Raw genomic sequence first — 16,663 nt, 5'->3', positions numbered from 1 at the left:
CCTCCCACATCGACCCTATTCCAATCCGGGATCAGGTCAGGCTTTCGTCAATCACCAACACCAGCTTCCCGGCAATCTGGTTAGTCGCCAACTCGGCAAACGCCGCCTCGGCATCCTTGATCGGGAACGTCCTGGCCAATTGCGGGCTCAGGCGACCTTCGGCAAACAACGGCCATACATGCTGGCTCAGCTCGCTGAACAGGTCGGCCTTGAACTGATCGTCACGGCTGCGCAGGGTCGAACCCAGCAGTTGCACACGCTTAGCCAGCACCTGGGCCAGGTCCAGTTGCGCCTCGCGGCCGCCCATCAAGCCGATCAACACCCAGCGACCGTCCAGCGCCAGCAGCTTGAGGTCCAGCGCGGCGTAGTTGCCGCCGACCGGATCGAGGATCACATCGAATGGCCCGAAATCCCGCAGCCCTTCGATACCGTCAGTGCGTACTACGCCGCCCTGGGCGCCCAGGTCTTCACAGTAGGCCAGGCGCTGCGCCGAGCCGACGCTGACCCAGCACGGGCTGCCAAATGCCTTGCACAGCTGGATGGCCGCCGAGCCCACGCCACTGGCGCCGGCGTGCAGCAACACTTTCTCACCGGGCTTGAGGCCCGCCAGTTGGAACAGATTGAGCCACGCGGTGCTGTACACCTCCGGCAGCGCCGCCGCTTCGACCAGCGACAGACCTTCCGGTACCGGCAGCACATGACGTGCATCCACCACCACTTCTTCGGCCATGCCGCCACCGGCCAGCAGTGCACAGACGCGATCGCCCACCTGCCAGGACGAACCCGGGCCCACTTCGCTGATCACCCCGGAACACTCCAGGCCCAGCACAGCACTGGCGCCAGGCGGTGGCGGATAGAGCCCTGCACGCTGCAATAAATCGGCGCGATTAAGGCCCGCAGCCGCCACGCGAATGCGAACTTGGCCTACATCACATGTAGGACTGGGTTCGTCCAACCACGCCACATGACCTTCAACGCCTTGCAATGCTTTCACAGTGCCTCCATAGTGAGTCTGGACTGAGCCCGTAGCAGTAGCGCCGGGCTTTTTGCATTATGCGACCGGCCCCTATGGAACCGGCAACTTCAAAGACGGCCTAATATGCGTTATCAATTGCCCCCGCGTCGAATCAGCATGAAGCATCTGTTCCCCAGCACCGCCCTCGCTCTTTTCATTGGTATCGGCTTCGCGTCGATGTCGACCAATACGTTCGCAGCCAACAGCTGGGACAACCTTCAGCCGGACCGCGATGAGGTGATTGCCAGCCTTAACGTCGTCGAGTTGCTCAAGCGTCATCACTACAGCAAGCCGCCGCTGGACGACGCGCGCTCGGTGATCATCTACGACAGCTACCTCAAGCTGCTGGATCCGTCGCGCAGCTACTTCCTGGCCAGCGATATCGCTGAGTTCGACAAGTGGAAGACGCAGTTCGACGACTTCCTCAAGAGCGGCGACCTGCAGCCCGGCTTCACCATCTACAAGCGCTATCTGGATCGCGTGAAAGCGCGTCTGGACTTCGCCTTGGGTGAGTTGGACAAGGGTGTCGACAAGCTCGACTTCACCCAGAAGGAAACCCTTCTGGTGGACCGCAAGGACGCGCCTTGGCTGACCAGCACCGCCGCCCTCGACGACCTCTGGCGCAAACGCGTCAAGGACGAAGTGCTGCGCCTGAAGATCGCCGGCAAAGAGCCCAAGGCCATCCAGGAGCTGCTGACCAAGCGCTACAAGAATCAACTGGCGCGCCTGGACCAGACCCGTGCCGAAGATATCTTCCAGGCCTACATCAACACCTTTGCGATGTCCTACGATCCGCACACCAATTATCTGTCTCCAGATAACGCGGAAAATTTCGATATCAACATGAGTCTGTCCCTGGAAGGCATCGGTGCCGTCCTGCAAAGCGACAATGACCAGGTGAAGATCGTGCGTCTGGTGCCGGCCGGTCCGGCAGACAAGACCAAGCAGGTGGCGCCTGCCGACAAGATCATCGGTGTGGCCCAGGCCGACAAAGAGATGGTCGATGTGGTCGGCTGGCGCCTGGACGAAGTGGTCAAGCTGATCCGCGGGCCGAAAGGCAGCGTGGTGCGCCTGGAAGTGATTCCGCACACCAATGCACCGAACGACCAGACCAGCAAGATCGTGTCCATCACCCGTGAAGCGGTGAAGCTCGAAGACCAGGCCGTGCAGAAGAAAGTCCTCAACCTCAAGCAGGATGGCAAGGACTACAAGCTGGGCGTGATTGAAATCCCGGCCTTCTACCTGGACTTCAAGGCCTTCCGTGCCGGTGACCCGGACTACAAGTCCACCACCCGCGACGTGAAGAAAATCCTTACCGAGCTGCAGAAGGAAAAAGTCGACGGCGTGGTCATCGACCTGCGCAACAACGGCGGCGGTTCCCTGCAGGAAGCCACCGAGCTGACCAGCCTGTTTATCGACAAGGGCCCGACCGTGTTGGTACGCAACGCTGACGGCCGTGTCGACGTGCTCGAAGACGAGAACCCGGGTGCCTTCTACAAAGGCCCGATGGCGTTGCTGGTCAACCGCCTGTCGGCTTCGGCTTCGGAGATTTTCGCCGGCGCCATGCAGGACTATCACCGTGCATTGATCATCGGCGGCCAGACCTTCGGCAAAGGCACCGTGCAGACCATCCAGCCGCTGAACCATGGCGAGCTCAAGCTGACGCTGGCCAAGTTCTACCGGGTGTCCGGGCAGAGCACCCAGCATCAGGGCGTACTGCCGGACATCGATTTCCCGTCGATCATCGACACCAAGGAAATCGGCGAAAGCGCCCTGCCGGAAGCCATGCCGTGGGACACCATCCGTCCTGCAATCAAGCCGGCCTCGGACCCGTTCAAGCCATTCCTCGCGCAGTTGAAGGCTGACCACGATACCCGCTCCGCCAAGGATGCCGAGTTTGTGTTCATCCGCGACAAGCTGGCCCTGGCCAAGAAGTTGATGGAAGAAAAAACCGTCAGCCTCAATGAAGTGGACCGTCGTGCACAGCACTCCGACATCGAAAACAAGCAACTCGCCTTGGAAAACATCCGCCGCAAGGCCAAGGGCGAAGAACCCCTCAAGGAGCTGAAGAAAGAAGACGAGGATGCGCTGCCGACCGAAGCGGATAAAACCAAGCCGGAAGACGACGCTTACCTGGCCGAGAGCGGCCGGATCCTGCTGGACTACCTGAAAATCACCAAACAGGTGGCCAAGCAGTAAATGATGGCGATTTAATGTGATCGCTCCCTGGAGTGTCATCATATAGACATCATTCTGTCGTGAAATGAAGGACCGTCGGCGTAACGCCCACGGTCCTTTTTTTTCGATCGAGATCGCCATGACCATGACCGAACAGCTGAGTGCATTGGGCTCTATCCTGGCTCAAGGCAGTTTGCACAGCCTGTTCCAACCGATCATCTGTCTGTCGGAACGGCGCATCCTCGGCTACGAGGCCCTCAGCCGCGGCCCGTCGAACAGCCCGCTGCACTCCCCCATCGCGCTGTTCTCGGTGGCGCGCCATGCGGGACGCCTCAGCGAACTGGAAATGGCCTGCCGCGAAAGCGCATGCCGCCGCTTCAGCGAGCAAAAGCTGCCGGGCAAGCTGTTCCTGAATGTCTCGCCCGAATCCTTGATGGAGACCGCTCATCAACCGGGCCGCACCCTGCAATTGCTGCGCGACTTCGGCATTCCGCCGAGCCAGGTGGTGATCGAACTCACCGAGCAGACCCCCACCGACGATTTCGACCTGCTGCAAACCGCCCTGCACCATTACCGCAACATGGGCTTTTCGATTGCCTTGGATGACTTGGGTGCCGGCTATTCCAGCCTGCGCTTGTGGTCGGAGCTGCGCCCGGATTACGTGAAGATCGACCGGCACTTTATCGACGGTATCCATCAGGATGCGCTCAAGCGTGAGTTTGTCGGCTCTATCCTGCAGATCGCCAGGGCCTCACGGGCCCAGGTGATCGCCGAGGGCATCGAATTGCCGGAAGAGCTGGCGGTATTGACCGAGATGGGCGTCGACCTGGTCCAGGGTTACCTGCTCTGCCGTCCACAGGAGCAGCCGCCACAGGAAGCGCGCCAGATGCTGCCCAAGCCCGACCAGGCCAATGTGGCCCTCAGCGAAGAAGCCGGCGACCTCAGCGCCCTGCTCAGCGAACAACCGGCGGTCGATCAGGACACCGCCACCGCCCAGGTGTTGGAGGCGTTCCGCCGCCAGGCCAACCTTAACTCCCTGGCGGTGCTGGATGGACGCGGCCACCCGGTAGGGATCGTGCACCGGCATTCACTCTCCGATGCGCTGCTCAAGCCGTTTGCCACCGACCTGTTTGCGCGCAAGCCCATCAGCCGGCTGATGAGTACGGATTTTCTGGCGGTGGAGTTGAGCCAGTCGCTGCAACAGGTCAGCCGCCTGCTGACCAGCCGCGCACGGCAACGTATCGAAGAAGATTTCATCATCACCCTCAATGGCGATTACCTCGGCCTGGGCCGGGTAATCGATGTACTCAAGCTGATCACCGAACTGAAAATCCAGCAGGCGCGCTATGCCAACCCGCTGACCCTGCTGCCCGGCAACGTGCCGATCCAGCAGTGCCTGACGCGACTGTTGCAGCAACAGCGGGAATCGGTGATCTGCTACGTGGATATCGACAGCTTCAAGCCGTTCAACGACATCTACGGCTACGGACGTGGGGATGAGGTGTTGCTGTGCCTGGCGCAGTGCCTGAACGACCGGGTCGACCCCAGCCGCGACTTTGTCGGGCACATCGGTGGCGATGACTTCCTGCTGGTATTGGGGCCACAGGATTGGCGCAAGCGGCTCAACCAGCTGCTGGACGATTTCCATACCCAGTGCCGGCGCTTCTACCGCGCCGAGCACCTCGACGCCGGCTGCTTCGTGGCGCTGAACCGCCAGGGCGTACGCCAGGAGTTTGCGTTGCTGTCATTGTCGATCGGGGTGGTGCATTTGTATCCACAGGCCTGTGGACAACTCGATGCCAGCCAGTTGGCGGAACTGGCCTCGCAGGCCAAGCACCATGCCAAGGATATGACCGGCTACAGTATCCACGTGATCGACAGCATGGACATGTTGCCCCAGGCACTTTAAGCCTCGGCAGACTCCGGATACTCGTATTCGAACACCCGCACCACTTCCGAGGCATGCCAGGAGGCGGCGGCCACACCATCGGACGGCCCGCTGAAACGCCCCAGGCGCTCCACACATTCAAAGAACCCGGTACGCGGCAGGCGACTGGCGCCCTGGCTGATCACCAGGGAGCTGCGCAACGGTTGCTCGGCCTTGGCGTCCAGCGCCGCCAGGTGCTCCAGGGCAGCGGCCAGGGTTTGCATCGCCGGCGTCGGAAACTGCAGGCGCTCCAACAGTGCCCGGTAGGTCAGCAGATGGCGCTGGCGGCGCGCCTGGTCCAGTTCGTTAAGTAACCCATCCCAATGTTGACGACTGATACGTAGGCTCAAGATTCATCCCTCCACCCTGTAACGCCCAATTCCCAGGCCAGGCTGCGGCGGATTGCGGCATCCGGCTGACGTTCACCACTTTCGATCAATCCGAGATACGAGGGGCTGATGCCCACGGTGCGGGCCAACGCTTCAATCGCCAGGCCCTTGGCTTCACGCAAGCCGCGCAGGTCTGCGAGCGGGCGCAAATCCTGGTCAGGTGCGGCGTGTGCAGTAGGAGAAGGCGTCGGTGAAGGCTGTTGCTGACCGGCGGCTTTTAGCAGCGCCTGGTACTGATCCCATGGCAACACCGCGTACTCGGGTTCGCCATTGCGTGAAATTATCTGAATATCCATGACCGCCCCGTAGGATAACTGCACTTACTGAGTAAGCTCTTTCCTTAGGAGTGTAATCCTAACAGCCACAAAGGTCGCAGGGGGATAGCCACGTCATCCGTTTTTTTGCGGGTTTTCCTTGGCCAGCAAGGCCGGGGTGGCAGGCAAACGCTCAACCACCGCGAGTTTTTCCGGGCGCTGTGCGTCACGCCAGGCGCGAAACGCGCTCAGTTCGCCTTCCAGGGTCTTCATGACCCACGCCAGTACCGCGATGTCGTCGAGCATGCCGAACATGGGGATAAAGTCCGGGATCGCATCAATCGGGCTGAGGAAATACATCAACCCCGCCACCACAGAGATCAGTGCCTTGGGGCTGATGGCCCGGTACTCGCCACGCCAGTAGGCCAGGCACAGGGATTGAAGCAACTTGAGATCATCCTTGAGCTTACCCAGGCGGTTGCCCTGGCTGGAGCCTTTGGCGGCGACAGCGAACAGCAGGGTCGGCAAACGTCCACGGCCCAGCAAGCGTGCAGCCATTGGCAGGAAACGGGTGAAATTGAAGGGTGGTTTCATCTGTCACTCCAGTTCCATCAAACAGAAAGGTTATCCACACAAATTGTGGATAACCTTGTGAACAGAGCCTGTTTTACCGGCTGAAAGCCACGTTCTACAAGGCTTCCAGTCAGATCGGGCGTTTTTTGCGCACATCAAAAAAACCCAAGAATTCATTGACTTGGCGCAGATGTGCCGATACCCGTACTCGAGCCTTACATCAGACTGTTACAGCGTACGGGCGTTCGATCGGATGTCTACAGGTACTGATTTGAAAACCCCGAAAACAACAACGCCCCGTCAAGACGGGGCGTTGTGTGTTCAAGCGCCGATTACTTCTTGGCGGCAGGTGCAGCAGGGGCTTCAGCCTTGGCTGGGTCCTTGATGGCCAGCAGTTCCAGGTCGAATACCAGCACGGAGTTGGCCGGGATTGCCGGGCTCGGGCTCTGGGCGCCATAGGCCAGGTCGGACGGGATGTACAACTCGACCTTCTCGCCTACGTGCATCAGTTGCAGGCCTTCGACCCAGCCAGGAATCACGCCGCTGACCGGCAGGTCAATAGGGCTGCCGCGATCCACGGAGCTGTCAAAGGTGGTGCCGTTGGTGAGCTTGCCGGTGTAGTGAACAGTCACCACGTCAGTCGGCTTAGGCTGTGGGCCGTCGGCTTTCTTGGTGATCTTGTACTGCAGGCCGGAAGCGGTGGTGACTACGCCGTCTTTCTTGGCGTTGTCTTCGAGGAATTTCTTGCCGGCGGCTGCCGACTCTTCGCTCATTTTGGTCATGCGTTCTTCAGCACGCTTCTGCAGTGCGGCAAACGCTTCAACCAGTTCGTCGTCTTTGAGCTTCTGCTCTTTCTTGCCGACGGCATCTTCGATGCCCTGGGCTACCGCTTTGGAATCCAGGTCATCCATGCCTTCCTGGGCAAGGCTTTTGCCCATGTTCAGGCCGATGCCGTAGGAAGCTTTCTGCGCCGGGGTTTTCAGCTCTACGCTGGTCTGCGAATCACAACCCGCAAGTACCAGGCTAACCAGGGCCACCGCCGCCGCCAACCGATGCTGTTTCATGCTATTTCCTTGTTCATGCGCCAAAAGGGCATTCGAATAAAGTCGCGAGCTTATCAGGCGGCCACGACCAATGGCTACCGGCATGTGAGCAGGAAACTTCCGATAAGTTCACGTGTTTAAAAGCATTTTCATTCATTATGGGAGCCCGCGACGGATCGCGGGACCGCCTCTCATCTGACTCATGGCCACTTGCCGCACCCGTGGCGTAGTGGCATAACAACGCGACCACTCGACAAGGCCGAGACAAGGATAGCCATCTTGCGCATTTTTTCCCGTGTTTTACTGCTGATACTCATCGCGCTGGGCCTGATCCTGGCCGTGGTGCTGTACTACACCGTCAACCCCAGGCTGCCCGACTACGTGCCGGTGGAACAGGTGCGCTACCAGGACCAATGGAGCGCCGCCGACCGCCAGACCTATTACTTCACCCCTCAGGGCACCCAAGTAAAAGGCCTGCACTACAACTGGTTCACCGCCCTGGAACTGCCGTTCTCCGAGCGGCGTTTTGCCACGCCGGAGTACCTGGCGCGCTTCGGTTTCCTGGTGGACCCCAAGCAGGTACCCACCACGCAAAACCCCGGCAACCTGCCCGTGGGCTTCGCCCGGCACAAAAACGCCGACAGCAACGTCGAGTACCTGGATATTACCTGTGCCGCCTGCCATACCGGCGAATTGCACTTCAAGGGCCAGGCCCTGCGTATCGACGGCGGCTCGGCCCAACACGTACTGCCTTCCAGCGTACCCACCTTGCGTGGTGGCAGTTTCGGCCAGGCCCTGGTCGCCAGCCTCGCCGCCACCTACTACAACCCCTGGAAATTCGAGCGGTTTGCCCGCCAGGTGCTGGGGGATCGCTACGACGCCGAGCACAGCCAGTTGCGCGAGGACTTCAAACAGTCGCTGAACCAGTTCCTCAAGGTCGCCTGGAACGACACCCACCGCGGCCTCTACCCCACCGAAGAAGGCCCGGGCCGCACCGACGCCTTTGGCCGGATCGCCAATGCCAGCTTTGGCGATGCCATTTCGCCAGACAACTACCGCGTCGCCAATGCGCCGGTGGACTACCCGCAGCTGTGGGACATCTGGACCTTCGACTGGGTGCAATGGAACGGCTCGGCCCAGCAACCCATGGCGCGCAATATCGGTGAAGCCCTCGGTGTAGGCGCGACGTTGAGCTTTTTCGACGCCGCCGGCCAACCGCTTCAGGGCGATGCGCGCTACCCGTCGAGCGTCAGGGTGCGTGACCTCAACCGGATCGAAGAAACCCTGCAACGCCTCAAACCACCGACCTGGCCCGAGGACTTGTTCGGCCCCGTCGACAAGCCCCTCGCCGCCCAGGGCCGCGCGCTGTTCGCCGAGAACTGCGCCGGCTGCCATGTGCCGGCCGTCACCGAGGAAAATGGCCGCCCGGTGCAGCAGCTGAAAATGCTGCCGGTGGCGTACATCGGCACCGACCCCGGTACCGCCAGCAACATTGCCGACCAGCGCTATGACCTCAGCGCCCTGCAGTGGGACCCGGCGGAACTGGCCAAGCTCAATGTCGAACTGCACCCCACCCCCACCGAGCCGCTGGACCTGAAGAAAATGTCCGTGGCCAAGGGCCTGGCCTACGTCACCGCCTTCGTCGAAGACCACGCCTACCGCGCCGCCGGCGTCACCCCGGCCGAGCGCCCGCGCCTGGATGGCTACGGCCTGCCCATTGGCGTGCGCGAGTTGCGTGCCTACAAGGCCCGCCCGCTGGCCGGTGTATGGGCGACCCCGCCGTTCCTGCACAACGGCTCGGTGCCGACGATCTACCAGTTGCTCTCGCCTCAGGATGAACGCAGCACCACCTTCTATAAAGGCACCTTCAACTACGACCCGCGTCACCTGGGCTTTGAGACCGCAGCGTTCAAGAATGCCTTCCTGTTCGATACCAAACTCACCGGCAACCACAACAGCGGCCACGAATTCCGTGCAGGCAAGCGTGGCAATGGCGTTATCGGCCGCAGCTTGCTGCCGCAGGAACGCTGGGCACTGCTGGAATACCTCAAAGTGCTGGGCGGCCCGCTGGAGCAACAACTGCCATGATGATCCGATCTCGATACGACCAACCTTCCCTGCTCGCCCGCCTGTGGCTGCGCCTTGGCCGGTTTCTCGGCAAGACCCTGTTGTGGCTGGTGGGCCTGGGCCTGCTCGGCTGGCTGGCGAGCACGGCGTGGTTTGCCTGGCAGCACAGCGGACCGGTGTCGCCGGACGAGCAGATCCCTGCGGGTGAAGCGGCAATGACCCAGGGAATTATCCAGACCGCCGTGCGCATCGTTGACCAGCATCGCGAAGGCACGCGCTACCTGCGCGATGCCCACGCCAAGGCCCATGGTTGCGTGAAAGCCGAAGTCAGTGTGCTGGCCGATCTCGACCCGGCGTTGCGCCAGGGTGTATTTGCCGAACCAGGCAAGACCTGGCAGGCCATGATGCGCTTGTCCAACGGCAACGCCTACCCGCAGTTCGACAGCATCCGCGATGCCCGGGGCATGGCGCTCAAGTTGCTGGACGTGCCGGGCAAACAATTGCTCGCCGACCAGCAGGCCCGCACGGAACAGGACTTCGTGATGTTCAGCCACCCGAATTTCTTTGTCAGCGATGTGGCGGAGTACGCGCAGAACATCGGCGCCCAGGCGGATGGCAAGAAAGTCCTGGCGTTCTTCCCCAAGGCCGACCCGCGCAGCTGGCAGGTGCGTCACCTGTTTATCGCCCTGGCAACCCTGGCACCCGCACCGGCCAGCCCGACGCAGACCACCTATTTTTCGGTATCGCCCTACAAGTTCGGCGCGGCCAATGCCAAGTTCCGTGTGGCGCCCGACCCACAGGGCTGCCCGGAATACGCCTTGCCCAAGCAGAACCAGGACCTGCCGAACTTCCTGCGCAGCGCCTTGAGCCAGCAGCTGTCCACCGACCGCGTGCCGGCATGTTTCGTGTTGCAGATCCAGCGGCAGAACCCGCAGAAATTCATGCCGATCGAAGACACCAGCATCGAGTGGAAGGAGAGCGATGCGCCCTACGAGAGCGTAGCCAAGGTGCGGATCCCGGCCCAGGATTTCGATACGCCCGAGCAGAACCTGGCGTGCGACAACCAGTCGTTCAACCCATGGTTTGGCGTAGCCGAGCATCGGCCCATCGGTGGCATCAATCGCTTGCGCAAGGCGGTGTATGAAGCGGTCAGCGATTACCGCCACAGCCGCAACGCCCCGTAAAGACTGCGTAACAATGGGCCCGGCGTCGTAAGGATTGCGTCGGGTCTATTGAGGCGCTTTCGTCGTAACTCTACCGTGGACGCCTACTCCATCACGTAGGAAGCCCATCGTGGAAAGCTCAACCCTAGGCATGATCGTCCTGACCATAATCGCCGTGTTCGGCACTGCGTCTTTTTGCTTCGAGCACTTGGCCACGCGCCAGCCACGCAAGAAAAAGGTCAGGTAGCGTCAGCGCAAAGGCAAGGCGTAGAAAGATCAAATCGCAGGCCAAAAAAAGCCCGCTCAATGAGCGGGCTTTCTGTGGTGACCTGGCGTTCAGTGGGCCAGGTGACCGAATATGGCGCAGCGGACGGGACTCGAACCCGCGACCCCCGGCGTGACAGGCCGGTATTCTAACCGACTGAACTACCGCTGCGCGTAACACGTGAAGCGAATGGTGGGTGATGACGGGATCGAACCGCCGACCCTCTGCTTGTAAGGCAGATGCTCTCCCAGCTGAGCTAATCACCCTTCGTTTCGGTGTGGGCGCATCATACACCAAAAAATCGTAATGTCTTGATTTAAATGCAATTTATTCAAAAAAAGTTTAGCGCACGATTTTTTGCCATATTCCGGACAGCAAAAAAAAGCCCGCGATCAGGCGGGCTTTCTGTGGTGACCTGGCGTTCAGCGTTCCAGGCTACCGAATATGGCGCAGCGGACGGGATCATAACTCACCCTCTAAATCATTGAAAGCTTGAGGTTTCCATAGTTTAGCGTGTTGCTGATGGACTTGATTATGTACTTCTAATGTGCAGCTGGCAATCTGCGGACCGGATCATCTTGATGCAATGCCCGAGCGTATCGAGAACCGCAAGCCATCTGAACCATCCGCGCGCACTTTAATCCAGTGTAATCCAAGAGTCTGGACGGACCACATCAGCGGTATGTGCTTTATAGCGTGAAACCTGAGGCCCAACCTGCGCTTTGGATCTGTTTGGGAACGTTATGCCAGATCGGTGAGTTGCTTCAGACCGAATGGAAGAATGTCGATCTGAAGAACCATACCTGGTTCATCCCGAGCGGGAACGTCAAAGGCAGCCGGCGCAAAAAACAAGACCATCATGTTTTCCTCTCACCCATTGCCTTGCACTTCTTTCAGGACCTGAAAACGCTGACTGGACATGGCCAATGGTGCTTTCCGAACAAGCAGAAGGATGGGCATGTGGACGTGAAAGTGGTGAGCAAGCAGGTGGGTGACCGCCAGGCCCGATTCAAAAACCGCAAAGCCCTTTTCACGACGTCGCCATGACGATACGCTGGTGCTTGCCGACGGCCAGAACCGTGACTGGACGCCGCATGACCTGCGCCGCACAGGCGCGACCCTGATGCAGGCCTTGGGGGTCAGCCTGGATGTGATCGATCGCTGTCAAAATCATGTATTGGCCGGCTCCCGGGTAAGGCGCCACTACCTGCATCATAATTATGCCGAGGAGAAAAAAAGCGCTTGGAACTTGTTGGGCGATCGACTCAGCGAAGTGTTGTCCTCGCCCTACGAATATCAACCCTCCCAGATGATGAAGTTTCCGGTGCGCAACGCCACTGGATCCCTACCTCCTTCATAGGGAAGACTCTTCAATACACAAAAATCCAGTGATGCCTGCCTGTTGCCGGTGCTCATGGCAACAGTAGCGCCTCATGGATCTCAATACACGGAGTAACTTGTTCCTTTCGCTTGCTGGTCAGCCAAAGCCTTGTTTTGCCCACATCGAAAATCTGCCCCTGTTCCATCAGTGTTAATACGAGCGCATCTGAAACCCTATAGCGCCCGCAAGCCGGACAGTCTCTCTCCTCCCAAGGACCATGACACTGAATACGCTCAGCAACACCAGCACAAATAAGACAGCTCATGGAATCATCATCATTTTTAAATAACCTCTATCTGATCCGTCATTTTTTCAGCCTCTTCCCATCTGGAATTTGTTGGATGATCGACTCAACGAGGTGTTGTCTTCGACCTACGAATATCAACCCTCCCAGATGATGAGATTTCCAGCGTACACCGCCACTGAATCCCCATCGCCGTCATAGAAAAGATTCTTCAATACTAAATCTCTCCTAGTTTTGTAGATATCGCTGAGCGCTTGCTTCGGGTCGATTCCCGACAGACCTTATTGATTACAATTGTCTGGGTGTCATTGGGCCACCAACTAGCTCACATCTTGAAATTGGCAATGAGCCCGTGTAGGTTCCGCGTCATCTCAGCGACCTCATTGCTGATTTTTACCGTGCTATCGGCCTGGCTCGCGGTGCTTTCACTAAGAGCTTTAATTTCAAAAGTATTTTGCTCAACCCCTTGTACAACATAGGCCTGCTGTTCTGTTGCTGAGGCAATCTGGATGTTGTGATCGATGATTTGATTCATGCCGCAGGTAATGTCGTCAAAGAACCCGGCCGCTCGAGATACTTCCTCAACCGTCGCGGATGCATTCGTATGGCAGCTGCGGATGGTCGCGACAGCGCTGAATACCTGTTGCTGTAGGCGGGTAATATTGCTGTAGATCTCGCCTGTCAGTTTATGCGAGTGAATGGCCAGGCTACGTACTTCATCAGCGACCACGGCAAAGCCTCGGCCTTGATCCCCGGCTCGCGCCGCCTCGATGGCCGCATTCAGAGCTAGCAGATTTGTCTGTTCAGAAACACTTTTAATCAGCCCTACCGCTTTAGAAATTGCCTGGCTTTCAGTTTCCACAGCATTGATGGCATTGAGTGAGTCGTTGAGTTCTTGGAATAAGTCGTTGATTCCCGCCACTGCTCGGCCAACCTGAATGCTTCCGTCGCGACATTTCTGGCCCGCCTGGCTCGCTTTGTCGGCGGTGGTGTTGGAGTTGGTACTGACCTCCTGCACGCTGCTTACCAACTCGCTCATCGAGGTGGCGATTAACTCGAGTTTGGTCGCTTGATGTCCTACGCTTTGCTGGGATGAAAGCGCGTGCTCGCTGACATTCACAGCTTTATCTTGCGTTGAGGACGAGAAATTTTTGACCTCGGTTATTAGTCCACGCATACGTACTTGCATGAGGTTGAAGTCTTCGGCCAGATCACCCAGCTCATCACGGCCCGAGGGCTTTATGGTGCATCGGAGATCTCCATCAGCTAGAAGGCGAGTCGCTTCAGAGATTTCACGAATGGCTCGTCGCACAGACAGGTAAAAACCGATGAACAGGTAGATTATCGTGAAGACCGTCGCAAGCAGAGCAAGAGCCCAGAGCACAAGCTTGCGCTGGTGGCTTGCCAGGCGAGCATGAAGCTGATCACCGGTTTCTGACAAAACTAGTTGCGTGGCATTGTCCAGCTTTTCAACAAAAGGAACGTACTCGTTGAACCTTTCAAGCCACGTATCCATCAACTCTTGGTAGACCGAACCGGATAGCGCGTACGAGTCGATGATGCTGGATTTGTATTTGGACGCTGTTTCTTGAGCAGTATCAGCGATGAGTGCACGTGCTTCGTTGTTGCCTACCCCACTATTACGCGCCTGAACAAACCGATCAAAATTGTTAAGTTGATTCACAACCGTTGGTTTTGTAGTCGAATCAACATAACCATAGGCGGTGACATAACTCGCATAACTCCGAGTCTGCCCGAGGACTTGATACAGGGGCAGAATCTCATCGGTTAGCAACGCCATGTTGCGGTAGACAAGGGAGTCTGCGTCCTGGCTCAGTCGAGCGGATGCGGCAATTTCCTTAATGGCACTCAAACGCATTTGCAGCGCTCGGGCTTGCTCATTATATTGCATGCTCAAAAGCTTCGAACCTTTAGCGTTCGGCGCCTGGGAATCCGTATTGACGAGGTGATCGGAGAACGGGCTGTTCCCCAACCACTCATTTAGCCCCAATGTTTGTTGTTTGAGTGCATCACCTTGGCGGGTTATGACCCCGTAGACATCAGGCTTGTTTCGTGCGTACGCTACCACCTGGAGACCGGCGAGTTCCGTGGCACTCCTGTATTCCGATAAGCTTTTACCAACAGCTTCAAGGCCTAGCAGTTCGAGATGGGTCGCTTGGCGTTCCTGATAAAGACTTTCCAATTTATCAAATGATAGCCAGCAGAATGGAAGCATAAATACCGAGAATATCAGCGTAAATTTCTGCAGGTATCGCGCCCGATTCATTAGAGCTAGAACTGGTCTGAACATCACTACTCCTAAGCATGGACTTCATTAGTTTCAGGAGAGAGCCGTGGGCGGCTTAAAGGCGCCGCTTTGTTACTACTGAATATTGTATTTATGGCTTTGCCATAAACATCGATGCCTGAGTCATTCTTGAAGTCGAAACCTTTGACGTAGCAGGCCATGAAGCTCAAACCTGGAACGCCGTAAGGCGCCATAGTAAAAACCCTACTCACTCTCTGTTAGTGGGCCAGCCCGCTACTCAGAACACGGACCACCCAATCCGCGAACTCAACAACTCCAGCGCAGCCATCCCGGCGAGAGAGTTGCCAGCAGCATTTAACTCCGGCGACCACACGCATACGGTAAATTGACCCGGCACGATTGCCACAATCCCACCGCCCACGCCACTCTTGCCTGGCAACCCCACGCGGTAGGCGAAATTTCCTGCTTCGTCATACAGCCCGCTAGTAGCCATGATCGAGTTCACCTGCTGGGTCTGGCGCCGGGTCAGAATTTGCTCACCGCTGTGCTTGCAGAACCCATCGTTGGCCAGAAAACAAAACGCTCGGGCCAAGTCGAGGCAATTCATTTGCAGCGCGCAGTAACTGAAATAACTGCGCAGCACAGTCTCGACCTCGTTATGGAAGTTACCAAATGACTGCATCAGGTAAGCCATGGCAGCGTTGCGCGCGCGGAATTGATACTCTGAATCAGCCACACGGGTATCCATCGACACTTGGGGATTGCCCGATAGCCGGCGTACGAAATCGCGCATCGACAACGTGGGTGCTGCGAAGCGCGACTGGTTGATATCGCAGATCACCAACGCACCCGCATTGATAAAGGGATTACGTGGGCGCCCGCGCTCGCACTCCAGCTGCACCAGCGAATTGAATGGCTGGCCCGAGGGCTCATGACCAAGCCGTTCCCAAATGGCTTCACCGGAGTGGCCAATCGCCTGAACCAGGCTGAACACTTTGGAAATACTTTGCACCGAAAAACGCACCAGCGCGTCGCCTGCGCAGTGATAGCTACCATCGTTGCCATACACCGCGATGCCCAACTGCTGCGCCGGCACGTCGGCCAGCGCGGGAATGTAGTCAGCCACTTTGCCCTTGCCGATCAAGGGACGTACTTCGTCGAGAATCTCGTTCAACAGCGTTTTCATGGAAGGCCCTGTTATCAGTTCTCCGATGACACAACGCGGTACCATCCTTAACGAAGACTGAGTGGGAGATCACACATTCGGAGTGAAATGGCGGCAGTGATCACGTATGGAACAATGCTCTGAGAGTCGCCAGTATCTCCATCGAGAAGCTTTGAGGGGAGGGTTTGGTTAGATGCAAACAGCTCTATCACACGGGGCCTGTATTGCTAGCCAAAAAAATTAACCCCTCCGCCCACGCTGTCATCCCAAGCGAGGGATAACGTACTTTCTAAGACACAATCAGTCGCATGCGGCGACTACAGACATTTCCACACGTAAGTCAGGGCTAGCCATCAGCGCTTGCACCGTGGCACGGGCTGGCGTGTGCTCGGGGTTGATCCAAGATTCCCATGCCACGTTCATAGCGGCGAAATCCTCCATAGTCTTCAGATAGATTGTTGTGGAGAGAATTCGGGTCTTATCGCTGCCGGCTTCAGCCAGCAGGTTTTCGATTTTCGCCAGGACGGCCTGAGTCTGTTCGGTGATGTTGCCGCTTGCAAACTCTCCTCCGGAGGCGGTTTGCCCGCTCAAATAAACTACCCCGGCGTGGATTACGACTTTGCTCATTCTTGGGCCAGTTTGGATGCGTTGGATCGTAGACATTCAATACTCCTTGGTAAGGAAAGCCACTAAAAAAGTGGCTCGATAAAGGCTTAGGTAATTAGAGATG

12 protein-coding genes, 2 tRNA genes and 2 pseudogenes are annotated in these 16,663 nt (G+C 57.9%); 5 read left to right on the top strand and 11 right to left on the bottom strand.

The window, feature by feature from the left end:
• Window positions 1-31: 31 nt before the first annotated feature.
• Window positions 32-994, bottom strand: coding sequence for a zinc-binding dehydrogenase (locus tag J1N02_RS24150; RefSeq protein ID WP_027607112.1), 963 nt, complete (start codon window positions 992-994; stop codon window positions 32-34).
• Between the two features lie 138 nt (window positions 995-1,132).
• On the opposite strand from J1N02_RS24150, the gene J1N02_RS24145 reads away from it, so the two are divergent.
• Together J1N02_RS24145 and J1N02_RS24140 are read left to right on the top strand one after the other, a co-directional pair.
• Window positions 1,133-3,214, top strand: a complete 2,082-nt coding sequence (locus tag J1N02_RS24145; RefSeq protein ID WP_174562728.1) for a carboxy terminal-processing peptidase — start codon at window positions 1,133-1,135, stop codon at window positions 3,212-3,214.
• Window positions 3,215-3,332: 118 nt separating this feature from the next.
• Complete coding sequence (locus tag J1N02_RS24140; protein WP_043293707.1) at window positions 3,333-5,102, top strand: bifunctional diguanylate cyclase/phosphodiesterase; 1,770 nt, start codon at window positions 3,333-3,335, stop codon at window positions 5,100-5,102.
• On the opposite strand, the gene J1N02_RS24135 is transcribed toward J1N02_RS24140, so the two are convergent.
• From J1N02_RS24135 to J1N02_RS24120, 4 genes are all read right to left on the bottom strand, one after another.
• Entirely contained in the window at window positions 5,099-5,470 is a 372-nt protein-coding gene (locus J1N02_RS24135; protein ID WP_005786715.1) for a hypothetical protein, read from the bottom strand. The genes J1N02_RS24140 and J1N02_RS24135 overlap by 4 nt on opposite strands.
• Window positions 5,467-5,805 (bottom strand): helix-turn-helix domain-containing protein, encoded by a 339-nt coding sequence (locus tag J1N02_RS24130; protein WP_027607109.1) that lies wholly within the window; start codon window positions 5,803-5,805, stop codon window positions 5,467-5,469. Before J1N02_RS24130 ends, J1N02_RS24135 begins: the two co-directional genes overlap by 4 nt.
• Before the next feature lie 93 nt (window positions 5,806-5,898).
• The gene (locus J1N02_RS24125; protein ID WP_027607108.1) at window positions 5,899-6,357 is read right to left on the bottom strand and encodes a YkvA family protein; all 459 of its coding nucleotides are present in this window, start codon (window positions 6,355-6,357) and stop codon (window positions 5,899-5,901) included.
• Between the two features lie 311 nt (window positions 6,358-6,668).
• Window positions 6,669-7,400, bottom strand: coding sequence for an FKBP-type peptidyl-prolyl cis-trans isomerase (locus J1N02_RS24120; RefSeq protein ID WP_012723274.1), 732 nt, complete (start codon window positions 7,398-7,400; stop codon window positions 6,669-6,671).
• A gap of 258 nt (window positions 7,401-7,658) precedes the next feature.
• Between J1N02_RS24120 and J1N02_RS24115 the strand changes: the two genes are divergently transcribed.
• Together J1N02_RS24115 and J1N02_RS24110 are read left to right on the top strand one after the other, a co-directional pair.
• Complete coding sequence (locus J1N02_RS24115) at window positions 7,659-9,467, top strand: di-heme-cytochrome C peroxidase (protein WP_098480069.1); 1,809 nt, start codon at window positions 7,659-7,661, stop codon at window positions 9,465-9,467.
• Window positions 9,464-10,630 carry a catalase family protein gene (locus J1N02_RS24110; RefSeq protein ID WP_108574870.1) on the top strand — a complete coding sequence of 389 codons (1,167 nt, stop codon included), beginning with the start codon at window positions 9,464-9,466 and terminating at the stop codon, window positions 10,628-10,630. Before J1N02_RS24115 ends, J1N02_RS24110 begins: the two co-directional genes overlap by 4 nt.
• A 338-nt stretch (window positions 10,631-10,968) precedes the next feature.
• On the opposite strand, the gene J1N02_RS24105 is transcribed toward J1N02_RS24110, so the two are convergent.
• Both J1N02_RS24105 and J1N02_RS24100 read right to left on the bottom strand, forming a co-directional pair.
• Window positions 10,969-11,045: transfer RNA gene (locus J1N02_RS24105), tRNA-Asp, on the bottom strand.
• Window positions 11,046-11,064: 19 nt separating this feature from the next.
• Window positions 11,065-11,140, bottom strand: a tRNA-Val gene (locus J1N02_RS24100).
• 430 nt (window positions 11,141-11,570) lie between these two features.
• Between J1N02_RS24100 and J1N02_RS24095 the strand changes: the two are divergent.
• A pseudogene (locus J1N02_RS24095) lies at window positions 11,571-12,234 on the top strand (site-specific integrase); the annotation flags it as partial.
• 590 nt (window positions 12,235-12,824) lie between these two features.
• Here the strand turns inward: J1N02_RS24095 and J1N02_RS24090 are convergent.
• From J1N02_RS24090 to J1N02_RS24075, 4 genes and pseudogenes are all read right to left on the bottom strand, one after another.
• Window positions 12,825-13,538 carry a methyl-accepting chemotaxis protein gene (locus J1N02_RS24090; RefSeq protein ID WP_421147909.1) on the bottom strand — a complete coding sequence of 238 codons (714 nt, stop codon included), beginning with the start codon at window positions 13,536-13,538 and terminating at the stop codon, window positions 12,825-12,827.
• A gap of 144 nt (window positions 13,539-13,682) precedes the next feature.
• A pseudogene (locus tag J1N02_RS24085) lies at window positions 13,683-14,015 on the bottom strand (HAMP domain-containing protein); the annotation flags it as partial.
• A gap of 1,030 nt (window positions 14,016-15,045) precedes the next feature.
• The gene (glsB, locus tag J1N02_RS24080) at window positions 15,046-15,954 is read right to left on the bottom strand and encodes a glutaminase B (RefSeq protein ID WP_421147898.1); all 909 of its coding nucleotides are present in this window, start codon (window positions 15,952-15,954) and stop codon (window positions 15,046-15,048) included.
• A 279-nt stretch (window positions 15,955-16,233) separates the two neighbouring features.
• Window positions 16,234-16,596 (bottom strand): RidA family protein, encoded by a 363-nt coding sequence (locus J1N02_RS24075; RefSeq protein WP_421147897.1) that lies wholly within the window; start codon window positions 16,594-16,596, stop codon window positions 16,234-16,236.
• Between the last annotated feature and the right edge of the window lie 67 nt (window positions 16,597-16,663).

This window comes from Pseudomonas sp. NFX5 (assembly GCF_049132125.1).
Taxonomy (GTDB): domain Bacteria; phylum Pseudomonadota; class Gammaproteobacteria; order Pseudomonadales; family Pseudomonadaceae; genus Aquipseudomonas; species Aquipseudomonas marginalis.
This window is presented reverse-complemented; position numbering and strand designations above follow the sequence as displayed.

Coding starts and splice junctions, on each gene's coding strand:
- J1N02_RS24145 (WP_174562728.1), top strand. CDS start 1,133: ATGAAGCATCTGTTCCCCAGCACCGCCCTCGCTCTTTTCATTGGTATC.
- J1N02_RS24140 (WP_043293707.1), top strand. CDS start 3,333: ATGACCATGACCGAACAGCTGAGTGCATTGGGCTCTATCCTGGCTCAA.
- J1N02_RS24130 (WP_027607109.1), bottom strand. CDS start 5,805: ATGGATATTCAGATAATTTCACGCAATGGCGAACCCGAGTACGCGGTG.
- J1N02_RS24125 (WP_027607108.1), bottom strand. CDS start 6,357: ATGAAACCACCCTTCAATTTCACCCGTTTCCTGCCAATGGCTGCACGC.
- J1N02_RS24120 (WP_012723274.1), bottom strand. CDS start 7,400: ATGAAACAGCATCGGTTGGCGGCGGCGGTGGCCCTGGTTAGCCTGGTA.
- J1N02_RS24110 (WP_108574870.1), top strand. CDS start 9,464: ATGATGATCCGATCTCGATACGACCAACCTTCCCTGCTCGCCCGCCTG.
- J1N02_RS24090 (WP_421147909.1), bottom strand. CDS start 13,538: ATGAGCGAGTTGGTAAGCAGCGTGCAGGAGGTCAGTACCAACTCCAAC.
- glsB (WP_421147898.1), bottom strand. CDS start 15,954: ATGAAAACGCTGTTGAACGAGATTCTCGACGAAGTACGTCCCTTGATC.
- J1N02_RS24075 (WP_421147897.1), bottom strand. CDS start 16,596: ATGTCTACGATCCAACGCATCCAAACTGGCCCAAGAATGAGCAAAGTC.